The sequence below is a fragment of the Ensifer oleiphilus genome (assembly GCF_013371465.1).
GTDB classification, from domain to species: Bacteria; Pseudomonadota; Alphaproteobacteria; order Rhizobiales; family Rhizobiaceae; genus Ensifer; species Ensifer oleiphilus.
On sequence record NZ_JABWDU010000003.1, the window covers coordinates 831,582 to 848,332 of the forward strand.

The 16,751-nt window shown below is 62.9% G+C and carries 10 protein-coding genes and 1 pseudogene; 6 read left to right on the top strand and 5 right to left on the bottom strand.

Annotation, left to right across the window (positions count from 1 at the left end; all coding sequences use genetic code 11):
- Positions 1-20 precede the first annotated feature (20 nt).
- The 4 genes from HT585_RS16340 to HT585_RS16355 form a co-directional block, all read right to left on the bottom strand.
- Positions 21-1,694 carry a serine hydrolase domain-containing protein gene (locus HT585_RS16340; RefSeq protein WP_176353916.1) on the bottom strand — a complete coding sequence of 558 codons (1,674 nt, stop codon included), beginning with the start codon at positions 1,692-1,694 and terminating at the stop codon, positions 21-23.
- Positions 1,695-1,745: 51 nt separating this feature from the next.
- Positions 1,746-2,618 (bottom strand): ABC transporter permease, encoded by an 873-nt coding sequence (locus tag HT585_RS16345; protein ID WP_176353917.1) that lies wholly within the window; start codon positions 2,616-2,618, stop codon positions 1,746-1,748.
- Entirely contained in the window at positions 2,615-3,652 is a 1,038-nt protein-coding gene (locus HT585_RS16350; protein WP_343214004.1) for an ABC transporter permease, read from the bottom strand. Before HT585_RS16350 ends, HT585_RS16345 begins: the two co-directional genes overlap by 4 nt.
- Before the next feature lie 74 nt (positions 3,653-3,726).
- On the bottom strand, positions 3,727-5,655 hold the full coding sequence (locus HT585_RS16355; protein ID WP_176353918.1) for an ABC transporter substrate-binding protein: 1,929 nt from the start codon (positions 5,653-5,655) through the stop codon (positions 3,727-3,729).
- A 123-nt stretch (positions 5,656-5,778) separates the two neighbouring features.
- Between HT585_RS16355 and HT585_RS16360 the strand changes: the two genes are divergently transcribed.
- The 3 genes and pseudogenes from HT585_RS16360 (at position 5,779) to HT585_RS16375 (ending at position 10,144) form a co-directional block, all read left to right on the top strand.
- Positions 5,779-6,732 carry a LysR family transcriptional regulator gene (locus HT585_RS16360; RefSeq protein ID WP_176353919.1) on the top strand — a complete coding sequence of 318 codons (954 nt, stop codon included), beginning with the start codon at positions 5,779-5,781 and terminating at the stop codon, positions 6,730-6,732.
- Between the two features lie 266 nt (positions 6,733-6,998).
- Positions 6,999-8,878, top strand: a pseudogene (locus tag HT585_RS32265) (ABC transporter ATP-binding protein).
- Positions 8,879-8,917: 39 nt separating this feature from the next.
- The gene (locus HT585_RS16375) at positions 8,918-10,144 is read left to right on the top strand and encodes an alanine racemase (RefSeq protein WP_176353922.1); all 1,227 of its coding nucleotides are present in this window, start codon (positions 8,918-8,920) and stop codon (positions 10,142-10,144) included.
- 112 nt (positions 10,145-10,256) lie between these two features.
- Here the strand turns inward: HT585_RS16375 and HT585_RS16380 are convergent, their stop codons facing one another.
- Entirely contained in the window at positions 10,257-11,429 is a 1,173-nt protein-coding gene (locus HT585_RS16380; protein WP_246707775.1) for an MFS transporter, read from the bottom strand.
- A 446-nt stretch (positions 11,430-11,875) separates the two neighbouring features.
- Here HT585_RS16380 and HT585_RS16385 point away from each other — a divergent pair, with 446 nt between their 5' ends.
- The 3 genes from HT585_RS16385 (at position 11,876) to HT585_RS16395 (ending at position 16,560) form a co-directional block, all read left to right on the top strand.
- Positions 11,876-13,384, top strand: coding sequence for a winged helix-turn-helix domain-containing tetratricopeptide repeat protein (locus tag HT585_RS16385; protein ID WP_176354212.1), 1,509 nt, complete (start codon positions 11,876-11,878; stop codon positions 13,382-13,384).
- A 249-nt stretch (positions 13,385-13,633) separates the two neighbouring features.
- Positions 13,634-15,442: a hybrid sensor histidine kinase/response regulator gene (locus tag HT585_RS16390; protein WP_176353924.1), complete on the top strand. Its 1,809-nt coding sequence runs from the start codon at positions 13,634-13,636 to the stop codon at positions 15,440-15,442.
- Between the two features lie 233 nt (positions 15,443-15,675).
- Positions 15,676-16,560 (top strand): AraC family transcriptional regulator, encoded by an 885-nt coding sequence (locus HT585_RS16395; RefSeq protein ID WP_176353925.1) that lies wholly within the window; start codon positions 15,676-15,678, stop codon positions 16,558-16,560.
- Positions 16,561-16,751: the final 191 nt, after the last annotated feature.

The window sequence follows — 16,751 nt, forward strand, 5'->3', positions numbered from 1 at the left end:
CGGAGTGGCCATGGTCCGGCTCACGCCGCTTCCGCCTGGGACGGGCTGCGCCGCGCGAGGAACATCGGCCCGACGCGGATGCCGCGCTTGCCGTTGTCGTCGACGGCATCGAGTTCGAGGATCTCGTCTTCATAAAGCCGCCCATGCATGCGGAACCGCCCTTCTTCGACCGGCTCGCAGGTGTGGGTGCAGAAGTACTCGATCAGGCATTTCAGCCCACCATGGCTATAGGTCAGGTAGGTGATGTTGAAATCCGGCCCGTATTCGCCGAGATGCGCCGCGATCGCCTCGGGCACGGTCTCCTCATCGGGCGTCTCGATACGGGTCCAGGTCGCATCCTTCCAGGCGAGCTTGCCGGCTTCGGGGAAGGACAGGTTCATATGGGCGTAGTCGGCGCCGCGTCCGTAAATGCGGCCGTCGATGACGAAGTCGTTGCCGGCGACCGGGCGGATCTGGTGCGGCACGCCCTCGCCCATCAGGTAGATCTTGCCGTCCTTGGACTTGACCTCGACGATCTCCTGCGTGGCGTCGTCGCGGTAATAGCCTGGCAGGGTCTTGAATTGCGCCTCCGAGATCTCCGGCGGACGCTGGGTGCGCTCCGGCATCTTGCCCATCTTGCTTTCGGCAAGGACGATGCGCACGCCGTCGACGCCGAGCCGCGAGGCGATCTGGTTGGCGAAATCGAGCGTCGCAAAGATCAGCACGCCGACACCGGCGACCGGCAGCAACATCATCTGCGAGGCATAGCCATAGACGGCACCGCCATGGCCGACGGAGGTCCAGCCGTCGACTTCGCCGGCGCCGAAGCACAGGCCATAACCGGCGAGCGCCTTGTCGCCGCCCGGGCGTTTGCCGAATGGCGTCCACATTTCGCGCAGCGACGCCGGCGAGATGATGGAATTGCCCTCGGTATCGAAACCGCCGCGCAGCAGGCATTGCGCGTAGCGCGCCATATCGCCGGTGGTGGAGAAGATATTGCCGGCCGGCGAGCCGCCGAGGCTGAACACCGGTGCCGGCGTATCGCCATCGAGCGTCCACATGTCGGCGGGCGCAAGCCGCTCGCGGATGCCGGGCGCCATGCCGCAGGACGAGCCCTCCATGCCGAGCGGTTTCAGGATGTTGGCGGCGACATAGTCGGAATAGCTCTGACCGGTCACCGTCTCGATCACCCGCCCGACGACGGCGATGCCGGCGTTGGAATAGTGCATTATCCCGAGGCTCGGATCCTGCTTCAGGACGGAGCTTGCGAGCTCGTTGACCGTATCTTCGAGCGGCGGACGGGTGGCGTCGAGATAGTGGCCGCTCTTCGGCTCGCGCACGAGACCCGCCGTATGGGTCATGAGCTTGCGCAGGCTGATGAGCGAGCCGTATGGCCCGCCCTCGGCACCCGCGAACGGGTTCTCCGGCTTGAAGCCGGGCAGATAGGTCGAGACATCGACGTCGATATCGACAAGTCCCTTCTCGACCAGCTGCATGATCGCCAGCGACGTGAAGGTCTTGGTGATCGAGCCGATGCGGAAGCAGGTATCCTTGCCCATGGCGAAATGGCGGTCATGACGCTGCACATGGCCTTCGGCAAGCACGCCGTCGCGGTCGACGAGGGCGTAGGAGATCGAGGGGATCGCCTTGTCTTCGACCTCATAGCGGATCAGATCCTCGAACAGCTCGATCGAGGCGGCAGACAGAGAGGACATCGGGAATGCTCCTTGAACCTTAAACGGATTGGGGTCTTAAAAGAGTCAGTTTCAATGGGCGTGGCGGGGGTCGAGCATGTCGCGCAGTGCATCACCCACAAGGTTCCACGACAGCACGAACAGGAAGACGGCGGCACCTGGGAAAGCCAGCGTGTACCAGAACTGGAAGGGATTGCCGGGCTGGCCGACGATCCAGTTGCGCGAATAGGCGATGAACTGACCCCAGTCGGCATAGCCTTCTTCGGTACCGACACCGAGGAAGCTTAGCGCCGACGCCGACAGCACCATGGAGCCGGTTGCCATCGTCGCGAGCACCAGCACCGGGAACATGGCGTTGGGCAGGATATGCAGCACGATCAGCCTGAGGTCGCTCGCGCCGTAGCTGCGGGCCGCATGGATGTAATCCATCTCGCGGATCCTCAGGATCTCGCTTCGGACAATTCGGGCGTAACTCATCCAGCCGAATGTGGTGAGCGCGATGGTGATCGGCACGATGCCCTTGCCGAGCAGCGCCGTCAGCACCATCGCCGCGATCAGGAACGGCACCGCCATGAACACGTCGACGATGCGCATCAGCACCTCCTCGATGACGCCACCGTAGTAGGCTGCGACCGCCCCGACGACGGTGCCGATCAGGACGGAAATCGCCACGACTCCGAGCCCGATCTTGAATGCGGTGCGCGTGCCCCAGACGACGCCGTAGAAGATGTCGTACTGGCCCTGCGTCGTGCCGAAAACGGCCTCCGGCGAAGGCGGTTGCGGCGTTGCCAGGAAGCCGGCACGCGGCGTGTCATAAGGCGAAAGCTGGAAGCTCTGCGGCGGCGCCAGAACGGGCGCGAAGACGGCGATCAGCACGAAGGCGGTAAGGATCACGACGCCGAACAGCGACACCGGATTGCGTGCGAGGTAACGAAGAAACTTCATTGCGTCTTCACCCTCGGATCGAGCAACGGATAGATGAGGTCGACGATCAGGTTCATGACCACCAGAACGACCGCGAAATAGAGGCCGAAACCGAGCACTGCCGGAAAGTCGAGATTGGCGGCGGTCTTGGCGGCGAACTGGCCGAGACCGGCATAGTCGAAGATGGTCTCGGTAATGACGACACCACCCATCATGACGGCGAGCTCCATGCCGGCGATGGTAGCAAGCGGCAGAAGCGCGTTGCGTCGGGCATGGCGCAGCTCGACCACGCGTCTTGGCAGACCTTTGGCGCGGGCGGTGCGCACATAGTCCTGGCGGAGCGTCTCCAGCATCGAGGTGCGCATCACCCGCGTCATGCTGGCGACGTTCACGTAAGTCAGCGTGATGACGGGTGCGGCGAGATGGCGAAGTGCATCGCCGAAGACCGCAAGATTGCCGTTCAGTAGCGCGTCGATTGTGTTGGCGCCGGTATAGCGCACGAAGTCGCTGGTGCTGACCACGGTCTGCGCCCACTGGCTTAGCCGGCCGGGCGGGAACCAATCGAGCGCCGAATAGAAGATCAGCAGCATCAAGAGGCCGAAAACGTAGACAGGGAACGACCAGCCGAGAATGGTGAAGATGCGGATGACGTGGTCCGGCCAACGGTTGAGATAGATGCCGGCGCGCGATCCTAGGAAGACGGCGAGCAACAGGCAGGGGACGAAGGCCAGCACCACCAGTTCCAGCGTCGCGGGAAACAATGACATCAGCGCCGTCGACACCGGCTGGCGGGCTGTCTCCGACCAGCCGAGATTGCCGGTGAGGATACCGCCGATCCAGCGGCCGTACTGGATATAGAAGGGATCGTTGAGCCCATACTGCTCGATCATCCTGCGGATGCTTTCCTGACCGCCCTTGAGATAGTCAGGCGACGGCGCATAGGCCGCCAGTCTCTGCGTCGGCGAAAGCGACATCTGCAGCGCGAAGATCATCAACGACAGCGCGAAGAGAACGATCGGCAGCATCATCAGTCGTCTGAGTGCGTAGTTCAGCACGGTTCACACGTTCCGATTTCAGGGAAAATGAAAAAAGCACGCCGGACTTTGTAGCCCAGCGTGCTCGTCGCCAATCAGTCGTTGGCCTTGGTGACCGGGTAGAAATCCCAGGCGCCGTAGAGGATCATGTTGTCGACATAACCATCGATGTTGCTGCGGGTGACGACGTAGCCGAAGTCTTCCCAGAGGAACTGGGTGGTGGCGTATTCGTACGACATTTCCTGCAGTTTGGCGTAGATCGGCTCGCGGACTGCGGGATCGACCGAGGCCCAGGCTTCGTCGAGCAGCGGCTTGAACTTCTCCGCCATCAGGTCGCGGTAGCCCTGGCCGACCATGCCGCCGACGAGACCCGTGGGCGAGAGGTAGTAGCTGGCAGCACCGAGCGGGCCACCCGGGTCGGAATAGTCAGGACCCCAACCCATCACCGTCAAGGGTGCTGCCGGCTTTTCGCGGTTGTTGAGCTTGTCGGAAACGGAGGCCCATGGCAGCGCCTGGATCTGCATCTTGAACTTAGGGTTGATGCGCGACAGCCCCTGCTGCAGTGCCGACAGTGCCGCCGTCAGCTGCGGGTTGCCTTCGGTCACATAGGCGGTGAAGGCAAAGCCGGTATCCCAGAGCTTGCCGTCGAACGCCTTCTTGAAGTGTTCCTCGGCCTTGGCGGGATCGTAGCTGTAGACAGGCGAGTCCGGACGGTAGCCCATGATGCCGCGCACGGTCGGCCCGCGCGACTGAACGGTCTTGTTGAGCAGCACCTGGGTCAAGAGCGCATCGTAGTTCTGGGCATAGTTGAAGCCCTTGCGCACGTCGATGTCGGCGAAGAAGTCCGGCGGAATGCCGGCACCGTCGAGCTTGCCGCTGCCGATGGCCGGATTGTCGTTGTCGTCGAGCGGCCAGGCGAAGAAGACGCCGCGTGAAAACACCTTCTGCAGACCGTCGATGACTTTCACGCCCTCGGTCTTGCTGAGTTCGTCGATGAATTCGACCGGTGCGGTGACGAAATCGGCGTCACCGGACAGAAGCTGCAGACGCCGCGTCGTCCATTCCGGCACGGTGCGCATCACCACGCGCTCGAGCTTGGCCGGGCCCATGAAGTAGTTGTCGAAGCGCTTCAGCGTAATGCGCCGGTCGGTGCGGTCCCATTCCTCGAGCATGAAGGGGCCGGTGCCGTTCTCCTCCGCAAACAGCGGATTGGCGCCGAGTTCCGGGCGGTAATGGGCCTTCCAGGTGTCGCCCGAACCATCCCAGCCGCCGACCGAAGCGACCCATTCCTTGTCCAGCACCGAGGTGCCGAAGGGCAGCGCGATCACGCCGAGCGTCGCCGGGAACGATTTTGGCAGTTTCAGCGTGACATTGTCGCCGTCGACGACGATCTGCGAGGCAAGCTGGTCATAGACCTTGCGCAGGACCTCGGGGCTGGCGTCATTGACGGATTTGACCTCGCCTTCGGTCTCGACCCACTTGGCGATATCGGTGTATTTGCCGGCGGTGATCACCTCGGTGATCGCATTCGACATCCACGACTGGCCCTGGAGAATGGCGCGCAGCAGCGAGTAGCGCACGTCTTCGGGCGTGATCTGGCCGTAGCCCGGTTCGATCGTCGCCTTCTGGGCGTCGGTCAGCTTGTCGTAGTATTCCCAGGTGATCTTGCCGTCGGCGCCCTTGACGCCGACCTTATGGGCGAAGACGCCCTTGCGGATCGGGAAGGTATAGCTCACCGAGCCATCGTCAGCCTGCTTGATCAGACCGTTTTCAAGCGAGGGAACCTCGGTCGAAAGCGATGGCACGAACTCGGAGATCTTCGAGCCGTTGAAGTTCAGCAACCGGCTGTAGATGTTGAGCGAGCCGTAGGAGCTCGGCGTGTTGGCGATATAGGCCGGATCGAACGACTGGATGTCGTCGGTCCACATGAAGACGAAGGTGCCGGGGTTCTTGGTCTCGGCCATAGCGGGCGCAGCCGCGATGCCGAGCCCCAGGCTGAGGGCTAGGGCTAAGGTGCGTTTCATCGTTGTTCCCATTTGGTGGAGGCGGAAGTTTTCTTCTCGTTATAAGGGAGGCTAGAAGAGCGCTTGCGGGTCTGTCCAATGTGTAGTTAGGATAGACTATGCAAAACACGCATGAGGGCCGGCATGGAACTGCAATGGCTTGAAGATTTCCTGGAAATTGCCGCGACAAGGAATTTCTCGACGGCAGCGACGGCGCGCAACATTTCCCAACCGGCCTTCAGCCGGCGCATCAAGTCGCTGGAGAACTGGATCGGCGCCGATCTGATCGACCGCAGCACCTATCCGGTACAGTTGACGCGGGCAGGCACAATGTTTCTGCCAGGCTGCCAGCGGCTCGTGCGCGAAGCCTACAGGCTGCGCACCGATTGCCGCAATGTCGCCGGCGAAAGCTCGGCCATGCTCACCTTCACCTCGCTGCATACGCTGGCGATGTACTTCTTCCCGAAGTGGATTGGCTCGCCGCTGATCTCGCGCCTGCCACTTCGCACCAGCATGCACGCCGCCGACTTTCTCGAAAGCATCGATCATCTGTGTTCCGGCCAGTGCGATTTCGCCATCACCTATGTGCATCCCGATGGCCCACCGGTGCTGGAGGGTGGCCCCTTCGAATCCCTGCAGATTGGCAAGGATCGGCTCATTCTGGTCTCGGGAACCGACGACAGCGGCCGGCCCCTCTTCGACATCGACGGACCGGAGACCACGGAAATCCCTTACCTCGCCTATTCCTGGAGCGACGGTTATATCGGCAAGCTCGCGACACTCATTCAATCGCGCTGGCGCCGCCCGCTCAACCTCAGCACCGTCTACCAGTCGGGCCTTGCCGACGGTCTGAAGCATATGGCCGTTGCCGGACGCGGCGTCGCCTGGCTGCCGCAGATCTGCGTCGCCGAGGCGATGCGGCAGGGGCGCCTGGCACAGATCGGCGGCCAGCAGATGTCGCTGGAACTGGAGATCCGGATCTTTAGGCGGGCCGGCTCCGGCAGCCATGACAGCGACGCCCTATGGCAGCACCTGAAGCAATGCGCCGCCCTGCCCCAGTACAAGAGTAGTTTCGAGGCAGCCATCGACGCGGCCTGAGGCATCAGACCGACCGAAATTGCGTGTGCAGTGCGATATGCGAAGACAGGCGATGCAATGCGCAACGCGCATAGTTTTGCTTGCCACAATCGTGACACATTGATTTTACTCGATTTTGCGGCGGCCGTTGTTCGGCCGACATATAGCGAGCAGTTGCAGCGACGCGAGTGATCGCGGCAAGCGCCCCCTATTCCCGTATTGACAGGATGTGACCTCGTTGCGAGACCTGAAGGCACAACGTCCCTCGAAATCGGGTCCCTGTGCTGATGCTCCTGTCCAAATCCGCAACGCCTGAACTGCCCGAGGATGTCATCCTTTCCGTGGAGGACCTCGAAGTCTCCTTTGCTGCCGGCACCAAGGCGCAGCTGCGCGCGGTCCGCGGTGTCTCCTTCCAGATCGCCCGCGGCGAGACCGTGGCGCTGGTTGGCGAATCCGGATCGGGCAAGTCGGTGACGGCGATGACCATCATGCGGCTGACCGAATATGACGGCGCAAGCATTACCGGCGGGCGGGTGCTGATGCGCCTGAAGAACGGCAAGGTCGCCGACCTCGCCAAGCTCTCGGACAAGCGGATCGAGGCGCTGCGCGGCGCTGATATCTCGATCGTGTTCCAGGATCCGATGTCGAGCCTGAACCCGGTCTTCACCGTTGGCGACCAGATCGCCGAGGCGGTGATCCACCATCAGGAAAAGACGCCGGAAGAAGCGCGCCAGATTGCGCTCAATACGCTGAAGCTGGTTCGCGTACCTGACGCGGAGCGCCGGCTCGACCAGTATCCCCACCAGCTCTCCGGCGGCATGCGCCAGCGCGTGATGATCGCGATTGCCCTTGCCTGCCGCCCGTCGCTGATGATCCTCGACGAGCCGACCACAGCACTCGACGTGACGATCCAGGCGCAGATCCTCGATCTTGTACGCGCCCTGCAGGACGAAATCGGTATGTCGGTGCTGTTCATCACCCACGACATGGGCGTAGTTGCCGAGGTTGCCGACCGCGTCTGCGTCATGCTCAAGGGCGAAATCGTCGAGGAAGGCTCGGTCTTCGACATCTTCGCCAAACCGAAACATGCCTATACCCGCGCCCTGATTTCCGCCGTGCCACGGCTTGGCAGCATGGCAGACAAGGACGCGCCGGAGAAATTCCCCTTGCTGGTGTTCGAACCCGAGCGTGCGCTCGCGGAGGTGACAGAATGAACGCGTCCGTCCCGCTGAAGGAAACCCGCCAGCCGCTCGTCTCGGTGCGCAACCTGGTGACGCGCTTCGACCTCAAGGCCGGGCTGTTCGGCCATGTCTCGGGCCGGGTGCATGCGGTGGAGAACGTCTCCTTCGACATTTTTCCGGGCGAAACCCTGGCGCTGGTCGGCGAATCCGGTTGCGGCAAGTCGACCGTCGCCCGCTCGATCATGCAGCTCGACCGGCCGCGCTCAGGCTCGATCCGCTTTGACGGAACCGAATTGATCGGCGCACCGCGCGCGGTGCTCGCACGGTTCCGGCGTGACGCCCAGATGGTTTTTCAGGACCCGTTCTCCTCCCTCAACCCGCGCATGACGATCGAGCAATCGCTGATGGACCCGATGCGGGTTCACAAGCTGGGCTCGACAGACGTGATGCGCGCCCGCGCCGCCGAGCTTCTCGCCAAGGTCGAGCTTTCGCCCGAGCATCTTGAGCGTTACCCGCATGCGTTTTCCGGCGGACAGCGCCAGCGCATCTGCATCGCCCGCGCGCTGGCGCTCAATCCGCGCCTGATCGTCGCCGACGAAGCCGTGGCCTCGCTCGACGTGACGATCCAGGCGCAGGTGATCAACCTTCTCATGGACCTTCAGCGCGAAATGCAGATCGCGCTCTTGTTCATCAGCCACGACATGGCCGTGGTCGAGCGCATTGCCCACCGCGTTGCGGTGATGTATCTCGGCGAAATCGTCGAGATCGGCGATCGCCGCTCGGTGTTCGGCAACCCGCAGCATCCCTATACCCGCAAGCTGCTGTCAACCGTTCCGATCGCCGACCCGACGCGCCGCCCGGAGGGCCGCCAGCCAATGTCGGACGAAATCCCGAGCGCCGTGCGTCCGCCGGACTTCGTGCCCCGCGAACTGCCGATGCATCAGATCTCATCGACCCATTTCGTAAGGCAGGTCGCAACGGTCTGACGACCCAGCAATTCCCTTTTAAAATCAGAGCACTCCAAGATGACCACTTCCGAAGTGACGGTGGCGGCTGCGACCGCTGCCGGCAACGCGACCGCCGAAATCACCAACCGTGCGACCGAAACAAAGACCGATGGCTTCTGGCGCCCAGCGGCCGCGGAACGACCGACACCCTACATCGAAGTGGATGAGGACCGCCTCGTCCGTAACATGAGGGCCATGCAGCAACGCGCCACTGCCGCCGGCGTCTTGATGTTTCCGCACGTGAAGACGCACAAAAGCGTCCATATCGCACGGCAGCAACTGGCGCTGGGCGCACGCGGCATCACCGCATCCAAGCCGAGCGAGGCGCTGATCTTTGCCGAAGCCGGTATCCCGTCGATCATCCTCGCCTACCCCATCGTCAAGGCGCAGTCGCTCGACCGCCTGCTGCCTGCGGTGAATGCGCGCGGCACGGAGCTGCGCACGATTGCGGCAAGCAGTGTGGGCGTCGACGCGCTGGCAGACGCCGCCAAGCGTCACGGCGTCGAGATCGGCGTCTTCCTCAAGGTCGATGTCGGTCTCGGCCGTGTCGGCGTCAAGCCGAACGATCCGGCAGCACTCGAACTCTGCGCCCGGATAGCGGCCGCTAACGGTCTGCGCTTTGCCGGGTTGCTCTCGCATGCCGGTCATTCCTACGCTGCCGCGAGCCCGCAAAGTCTCGCCAAGGTTGCCCTTGATGAAGCGGCAGACCTCGCCGGTCTCGCCGGACGACTTCGCGAGCGCGGCATTGCCGTCGAGTGCCTCTCGGTCGGCGCGACACCGACCTGCCTGGGTGCGCCGCTGCCAAACGAAGTCGATTGCATCCGGCCGGGAAACTACGTCTTCCTCGACGGCACGGCGCTCAGGCTCGGCATCTGCACCGCCGACGATCTGGCGCTTTCGGTGGTCGCGCGCGTCGTCGCCTCCAACGACACCCACTTCATCATCGACGCCGGCTCCAAATCGATGAGCTCCGATCGCGGGGCGCACGGCATGGGCGGCGCCGGCTTCGGTACCGTTGTCAGCGCCGAGGGCGATGGCGAAACAGGCATGTGGACGCTCGAGCGGCTCTCCGAGGAGCATGGTTTCGTTCCCTTCTCGGGACGTCCCTTGCCACTCGGAAGCCGGGTGCGGGTCTTCCCCAACCACTCCTGCGCCTCGATCGCCAATTTCGACCATTTCACGCTGCGCCATGCCAATGACGAAGCCACGGTGCTGCCTGTCGATGCCCGCTCCTGCCAGACATAGTGGGGTCCAGGCACGGCCAATCGCCGCTCGAACTGAGAGATATTCGACCACATGCCGCCCTCGCGTGCGGGAGCCGGCATGTCGTCGACGCAGCACGCGGCAAGCCCGTCAATTAGACCCGCCGCCCCTGTGTGATCAGAAACACCGCCAGTAGAGCGCAAAGCACACCGAGCGACGATGGCAGCCCCTGATGTCCGATCAGCTGCATCGCTAGCCCTGTCGTGGGAGAGCCCACCAAGCCGCCGATGCCCCATGCGGCCGCGAAGGCCGCGTTGCCTGCAATCAGGGCCTGGCCGCTGAAACGCTCGCCGAGCCGGATCAGCGCCATGGTATAGATCCCGAACGAGGTCCCGCCCCAGACGAAGACGAGCGGCCAGATGATCCACGAGGTGAAGAACCACGGCAGGAGCAGGCAACCGAGCAGCGAAACGAGCGCGCAGAGCAACATGGTTCGCGTTGAACCAAACCGCTCGGCTACGCGGCCGAGCAACGCCTGCAGCACGGCGTTGCCGGCGATGAAGCAGGTGATGAGCGAGGCAACGCTTTCGTCGGCACTGCGGAACGCGGCGCCATAGACCGCGAACAGGGAAAGCACGATCTGCTCGAAGGCGGCTGCGACGAACACCGCGAACAAGAGCAGCGGCGCTTGCGCGAAGAAGCCGCCGACCGATGGCGCCTCGCCGTCATGCGGCATGTCAGGAAGCCGCGGCACGACGGCAAGCACGATCAGGCCGCAGACGAGAAAGGCCAGCATGCCGACGGCGAAGGGCGGCCAACCCTGCGTCCCTACCAGGCCGAGTGTCAATGGGCCAATGGCGAAGCCACCCGAAACGACCGAGGAGTAGAGGCCCATGATACGCCCGCGGCTCGACGCGGGCATGATCGACATCAGCCAGGTTTCGCTGATCACATAGAGCGGATTGGCGAAGACGCCGAGCAGGAAGCGCAAGGGCATCCACGCCCAGACGTTCTGTCGCCAGGCAATCGCGGACAGGGCGAGCGCCGCCAGCAGCGAGCACAAGATCGCAAGCCGTGCTCCGCCCACGCGCCGCGCCAGCGCCGGGATGAAGGGCGCCGAGACGATGAAACCCAACGGCGTCATCGCCGCCGACAGGCCGATCAACCCGGACGTCGTTCCCTGCCGTTCAAGGATGAAGCTGAGCAGCGGATAGGTCAGCCCCTGCGCCACGGCGAACACCGTGACGGTCGCGATGATGCCCGCCATCGCGGCCCATGGGATCTGACCCTCTCGCGGTGAAATCGGACCCTGGGGGTGACGGCTCATCCCCTCGGCCGGCGGAAACTGGCGATCCCTCGTCATTGCCGCATTCGCCTCACAGAACTTGCCAGAAGGGCCTGTCGAGCTCGTCCTGGACCTGCCGTCTCGACAGGCCGACGTCATCGATCAAGTGCGGATCTCCCCGCAACTTTTGCTCAAGCTCCGAATGAAAGCGGTCTCGTGCGCGCCACCTCGCGAGCAGCCTTCGCAGGGGCCTCAGAATGGCACGCCCTTGCGATCGGGCGGCAGGCCCGCCGCGCTGTTTGGCATGTGCTCCTTGGTACGCGGCTAAGCCAAGAGTGGGCGTATCGGTCATGGCAACCTCCCTGTGGGCTTGAGGGTCCGATGCCCCCGAGCTCAACGAGGCTCAATTCTGCAGCGACCGAACGGCGCCGTCATTAAGCGCGCCCAAAGAGTTCCAAAAACTTCCAAACGCGTTATAGATGCGCCGTATGCAAGGATTGCGGGTCGCCTTTGGTCCATTCGTGCTTGATCCGGGTGCGGGAACGCTCCTTCGGAACGCAGAGCCCGTGGCCGTTGGCTACCGCGCCCTGAGGCTGCTTGCAGCACTCGTTGCACGTCCCGGCGAAGTCCTCGGAAAGGCCGAGTTGATGGACGCGGGGTGGCCGGGCATGGCCGTCGAGGAGGGCAACCTTACGGTCCAGATTTCGCAGCTGCGCAAGCTGCTTGGTCCGGCCGCCGACGGCGGTGAATGGATCGCCACGGTTGCGCGCGTCGGCTATCGTTTCACGGGGACCATCGATGAGCGCGGCGGCGCAAAGCGAAAGCCTTTACCGATACCCGACAAACCATCGATAGCCGTGCTGCCTTTCGTCAATCTCAGCAATGATCCCGAGCAGGAAAGCTTCGCGCACGGCTTGACCGAAGACCTGATCACGGACCTGTCGAGGATCTCCGGCCTGTTCGTCATCGCCCGCAACTCCTCCTTCGCGTACAAGGGGAAGGTGATGGACGTACGCACGATCGCCGACGACCTCGGCGTGCGCTACCTGCTGGAAGGCAGCGCGAGACGTGTCGCAGGACGCGTGCGGATCACCGCCCAGTTGGTCGACACGACGAGTGGCGATCATCTATGGGCCGAGCGCTTCGACCGCGACCTCGAAGATATCTTTGCCGTTCAGGACGAGGTGACCGGCAAGATCGTGCAAGCGTTGCTCGGCCAGTTGCGCACACCGCCCGCGCGCAATCGCCCCAAGAACCTTGAGGCCTACGATCTCTGCGTGCGGGCGCGAAAGCTGATGGATGATTCACCGCAGGCGGCACAGGAAGCGCATCTGATGCTTGCGCGCGCGATTTCGCTCGACCCTGACTATGCCGAAGCCTACCGCTGGCTTGCCATGAACCACTGGATGGGCTGGGTCCATTCCGGCGGCCCCACCGACGCTGGCCGTACCGCTGCTATGGAACTGGCGCGGAAAGCTGTGGCGATCGATCCCAACGATGCCGGCTCTCGTTGGATCCTGGCTTACCTGCTTGCCTATGAGCGCAACTTCACCGAGGCCGATCGGGAATTTGCCAAGGCGATCGAGCTCGACCCGAACGAGGCCGACACCTGGGCGGCGTTATCCGACATCACGATCCTGGCCGGCCGGATCGCGGAAGGCCTCGAGCACATCGGCAAGGCGTTCCGCCTAAACCCGTTTCCGGCAAGCTGGTACTATCTGACGCTCGGGCAGGCGCAGTATGCGGCCGGCGAATATGAAGCGGCGGTCGAGACGCTGCGCAGGGACGAGACCTACCGGACAAGCTCACGCCGTTTCCTCGCCGCGAGCCTTGCCCAATTGGGCCGGCTCGACGAGGCGCGCGCGGAAGCCGAACTGTTTCTCGTCGGCAATCCGCATTTCACAACCCGCCACTGGGCCGCGACCGAGCCATTTCGCGACACTGCGACGCTTGAGCATTTCGTGGAGGGTTATCGCAAGGCCGGACTTCCGGAGTGAACCAACGGCGCAACCGGCCAACGTCAGGTGCCTAAAGCTGCAATCGGAACGTTGGCGCCCGAGCCCGTCGGTGATCGCCGGCGGTGATCCCCATCGCTCCATCCACGGCGCAGGCGCCCGGAGTGTCGCCGTGCGACCGTCCGACGTTCACCTGACCGTTTCTGCAACTTATGGGAAACAGTTTTCCGATAAACCAACCGCTCTGGGACGGACCGGCGCATGACATGTCTCCGGCGTTCGGAGGGGCCAATGCACGAAGACAAAATCCGCCAGGCTCTGATCGAGCTTCTGTATCGCAACTCCTACGGCGTGGTTATTTCCAACATCGTCATTTCTCTCGCCGCCGTATCCGTCCTTCGGCATGCGGTATCGGTGAGTTGGCTGGCTGGATGGGTCGGCGCGCTCTATATGCTCATCATCGTCCGCGTGCTTGCCTCCCGCCGGTTCTTCAGCCGGGCCAGAGACCCTCGGTCCATCATGCGATGGGCTTGGCTCGCTGCGGCGTTCACCTGGATATCCGGCCTGTTGTGGGGCACGCTCGGCTGGGTCGGGTTCCTTCCGGACGAGCCTATCGTGCTTTCCTTCACGGTCATCGTGCTGACTGGCCTCGTCTGCGGCACGGTCCCCTCTCTTTCCGCTTTTCCGCCCGCGCTCGTCGGCTCTATTCTGGTAACGGTTCTGCCAATCGCCGTGCGCTGCATTCTCACGGACAGCGACATTTCCGGCGCTTTCCTGTTCCTGCTCGCCTCGCTCGTGGCGATCAACTTCTATTACTGTCGCATCACCTATCGGATGCTGCGTGAAACCGTCAGCCTGCGACTGGAAAACGAAAGCCTCGTCGGCGACTTGCAGGAGGAACGCGATCGGGCGCAGGCGGCGGACCGCGCCAAGACGCGCTTTCTGGCCGCCGCCAGTCACGATCTGCGCCAGCCTATCCATGCGTTGAGCCTGCTCGTCTCCACCCTTGCGATATTGGGGCAGCGCGGAAACGTCGCCTCCGGCGACGCCCGCGACCTGGCAGCCAGGGCGAAATCCGCCGTCGGCAATCTCAGCGGACTGCTGAACGCGCTGCTCGATATCTCCCGTCTTGATGCCGGCATCGTCACCATTGCCAATGAGACAGTAGCGCTGCGCGATCTCTTTCGCGATCTGCGCGACGAGTTCGCCGCAGAAGCAACCGAACGCGGCGTGCAATTGCGGGTCGTCGGCAGCGACCTCCTGGTCGACAGCGACCCAATGATGCTCCGGCGGATTCTGAACAACCTGCTGTCGAACGCCTTCCGCTACACGAAAACCGGCAGCATCCTGCTTGGCTGCCGAAGGCGCGGCAATTTTGTCGAAATCCAGGTTTTGGATACCGGCTGTGGCATCCCTGCCGATCAGCAGGCGATGGTTTTCGAGGAGTTCGTACAATTGCAGAACCCGGCAAGGGACCGCACGCAGGGCCTGGGTCTGGGTCTTGCCATCGTTCGCCGCACCGCGGAACTGCTGCAACATCCCTTGAGACTGGTTTCCGTTCCCGGACGTGGCTCAATGTTCTCGATCACCGTTCCGAAAGCCCGCCCTACGGGATCTCCGCTGCAACCCCTCCCGTCCTCGTCCACGGTGGGCATTGCGGCCGGCATCATGCTGGTTGAGGACGAGAAGGACATCTTGGACGCCATGGTTCGGCTACTCACCCTGGAAGGACATCGTGTCTATTCCGGCCGATCTGTCGGCGAAGTGCTGAAGATTCACACGCAAGCTCTGACCGCCGGGGACGCGCCGGTCGATCTCGTCGTTGCCGATTACCGCCTCGAGCATGGCGCCACGGGTTTGGAAGCGATCGAAGGGCTTTGCGCCCATATCGGTCGTCGTGTTCCGGCAATCATCGTGACGGGCGACACCTCGCCGTCACGCCTCAAGGAAGTCAGCGCAAGCAGCGTTCGCATTCTGCACAAGCCCGTCACGGGAGAGGAACTTCGCGAAGCGATCCGTGTTGCCTTGAGCGAAGACGACGCTGTGACCCCAACGCCAAATCCTGCCGTGAGCACGACGGAAGGCCTGAGCCTTCGGTAGCGCCGGTGCGCCGGGCGATGACGCGCCGGGCCCAGACCAGCAGTGTCTCTCGTAGGCGCGGCGCGCCTCGACACGAAAATCAAGATATCCTATCGCTTCTGCAGTCGACGAAGACGGAACGGGCGGAGGGCTCCCGCGAAGCGCAGTGAGCCGATCGGAGCGATGAGATGAATGCCGGAGCAAAGCGGAAATCTGTTCCGCCCAAGGCCGCACTGAGCGCGAAGTCGGCATCCATGGCCGCGAATTCCCCGACGTTCGAGCATATCGTTACCGACGTCAACGAGACGTTTCTCTGGCGCCTGGACGACTACCCGTGGGAGCGCAACGTCTGGAACTTCCATCCCGAGATCGAGATCCATCTGCTGCGGAAATCCACCGGCATGGCCTTCGTCGGCGACCACATCGGCGAGTTCTCGCCGGGATATCTCACAGTCATCGGCAGCAACCTACCGCATGACTGGGTTACGGCAACGGCGCCGGGCGAGATCATCGAGGGACGCGATATCGTCATCCAGTTTCATCCCGATCGAATCCGGCAGATCACCGGCGCGCTGCCCGAATTCGCGCAGCTCGAGGATTTCTTCACCCGGGCGGAGCGTGGTCTCGTCTTTCATGGCGAGGCGCGCGCCAGGGGTGGCGAACTGATCGAGCGGATGGGCACGGTGAAAGGGTTGTCACGGCTTTCGCTGTTCGTGCAGCTCCTGGATCTGCTCGTCAACAGTGGGGAACACGAGGTGCTGTCGTCGCCGGAATTCGCGCCGAAACTCGACGCAGAATCGCTCGACGTGCTTCGTCGATCCCTGGCCTATATCTACGAGAATATCGCCACAGACATCCACCTGAGCGACGTCGCGTCCACGGCCGGCATGAGCGACACCGCCTTCTCCCGGTTCTTCAAGAAGAACACCGGCAACAGCTTTACCGACCACGTCAACAAGCTGAGGATCTGGCAAGCCTGCAAGCTGCTTGCAGAAAGCGACATGCCGATTACCGACATCTGTTTCGAAGTCGGTTATCTCAATATCTCCAATTTCAACCGCACCTTCCTGCGCCAACACCGGATGACCCCCTCGGCCTACCGCCGCCTCACCGGACAGCGCCGCACCTCGCGCAGCTGAGATCCTCGTGGCTACACGTCTCCACGAACAATGAACCAATGCTCGAATGGTGGTGCGTGAAGGATATATCCGGACCATATTTCGCATTAAAGTATAGAATAGGCGCATCGAAGGCGCTAGTTCACGTTCCGATAGCGCCTATGATGACCGCCAGCGAAACGGTTCGCTATCAAAGAGACACGCGCCCGATC

What these genes read in the sequence shown, in the direction of transcription:
- HT585_RS16360 (WP_176353919.1), top strand. Translation starts at nt 5,779, where the DNA reads ATGGAACTGCAATGGCTTGAAGATTTCCTGGAAATTGCCGCGACAAGG.
- HT585_RS16380 (WP_246707775.1), bottom strand. Translation starts at nt 11,429, where the DNA reads ATGAGCCGTCACCCCCAGGGTCCGATTTCACCGCGAGAGGGTCAGATC.
- HT585_RS16390 (WP_176353924.1), top strand. Translation starts at nt 13,634, where the DNA reads ATGCACGAAGACAAAATCCGCCAGGCTCTGATCGAGCTTCTGTATCGC.
- HT585_RS16345 (WP_176353917.1), bottom strand. Translation starts at nt 2,618, where the DNA reads ATGAAGTTTCTTCGTTACCTCGCACGCAATCCGGTGTCGCTGTTCGGC.
- HT585_RS16375 (WP_176353922.1), top strand. Translation starts at nt 8,918, where the DNA reads ATGACCACTTCCGAAGTGACGGTGGCGGCTGCGACCGCTGCCGGCAAC.
- HT585_RS16385 (WP_176354212.1), top strand. Translation starts at nt 11,876, where the DNA reads ATGCAAGGATTGCGGGTCGCCTTTGGTCCATTCGTGCTTGATCCGGGT.
- HT585_RS16395 (WP_176353925.1), top strand. Translation starts at nt 15,676, where the DNA reads ATGGCCGCGAATTCCCCGACGTTCGAGCATATCGTTACCGACGTCAAC.
- HT585_RS16355 (WP_176353918.1), bottom strand. Translation starts at nt 5,655, where the DNA reads ATGAAACGCACCTTAGCCCTAGCCCTCAGCCTGGGGCTCGGCATCGCG.
- HT585_RS16340 (WP_176353916.1), bottom strand. Translation starts at nt 1,694, where the DNA reads ATGTCCTCTCTGTCTGCCGCCTCGATCGAGCTGTTCGAGGATCTGATC.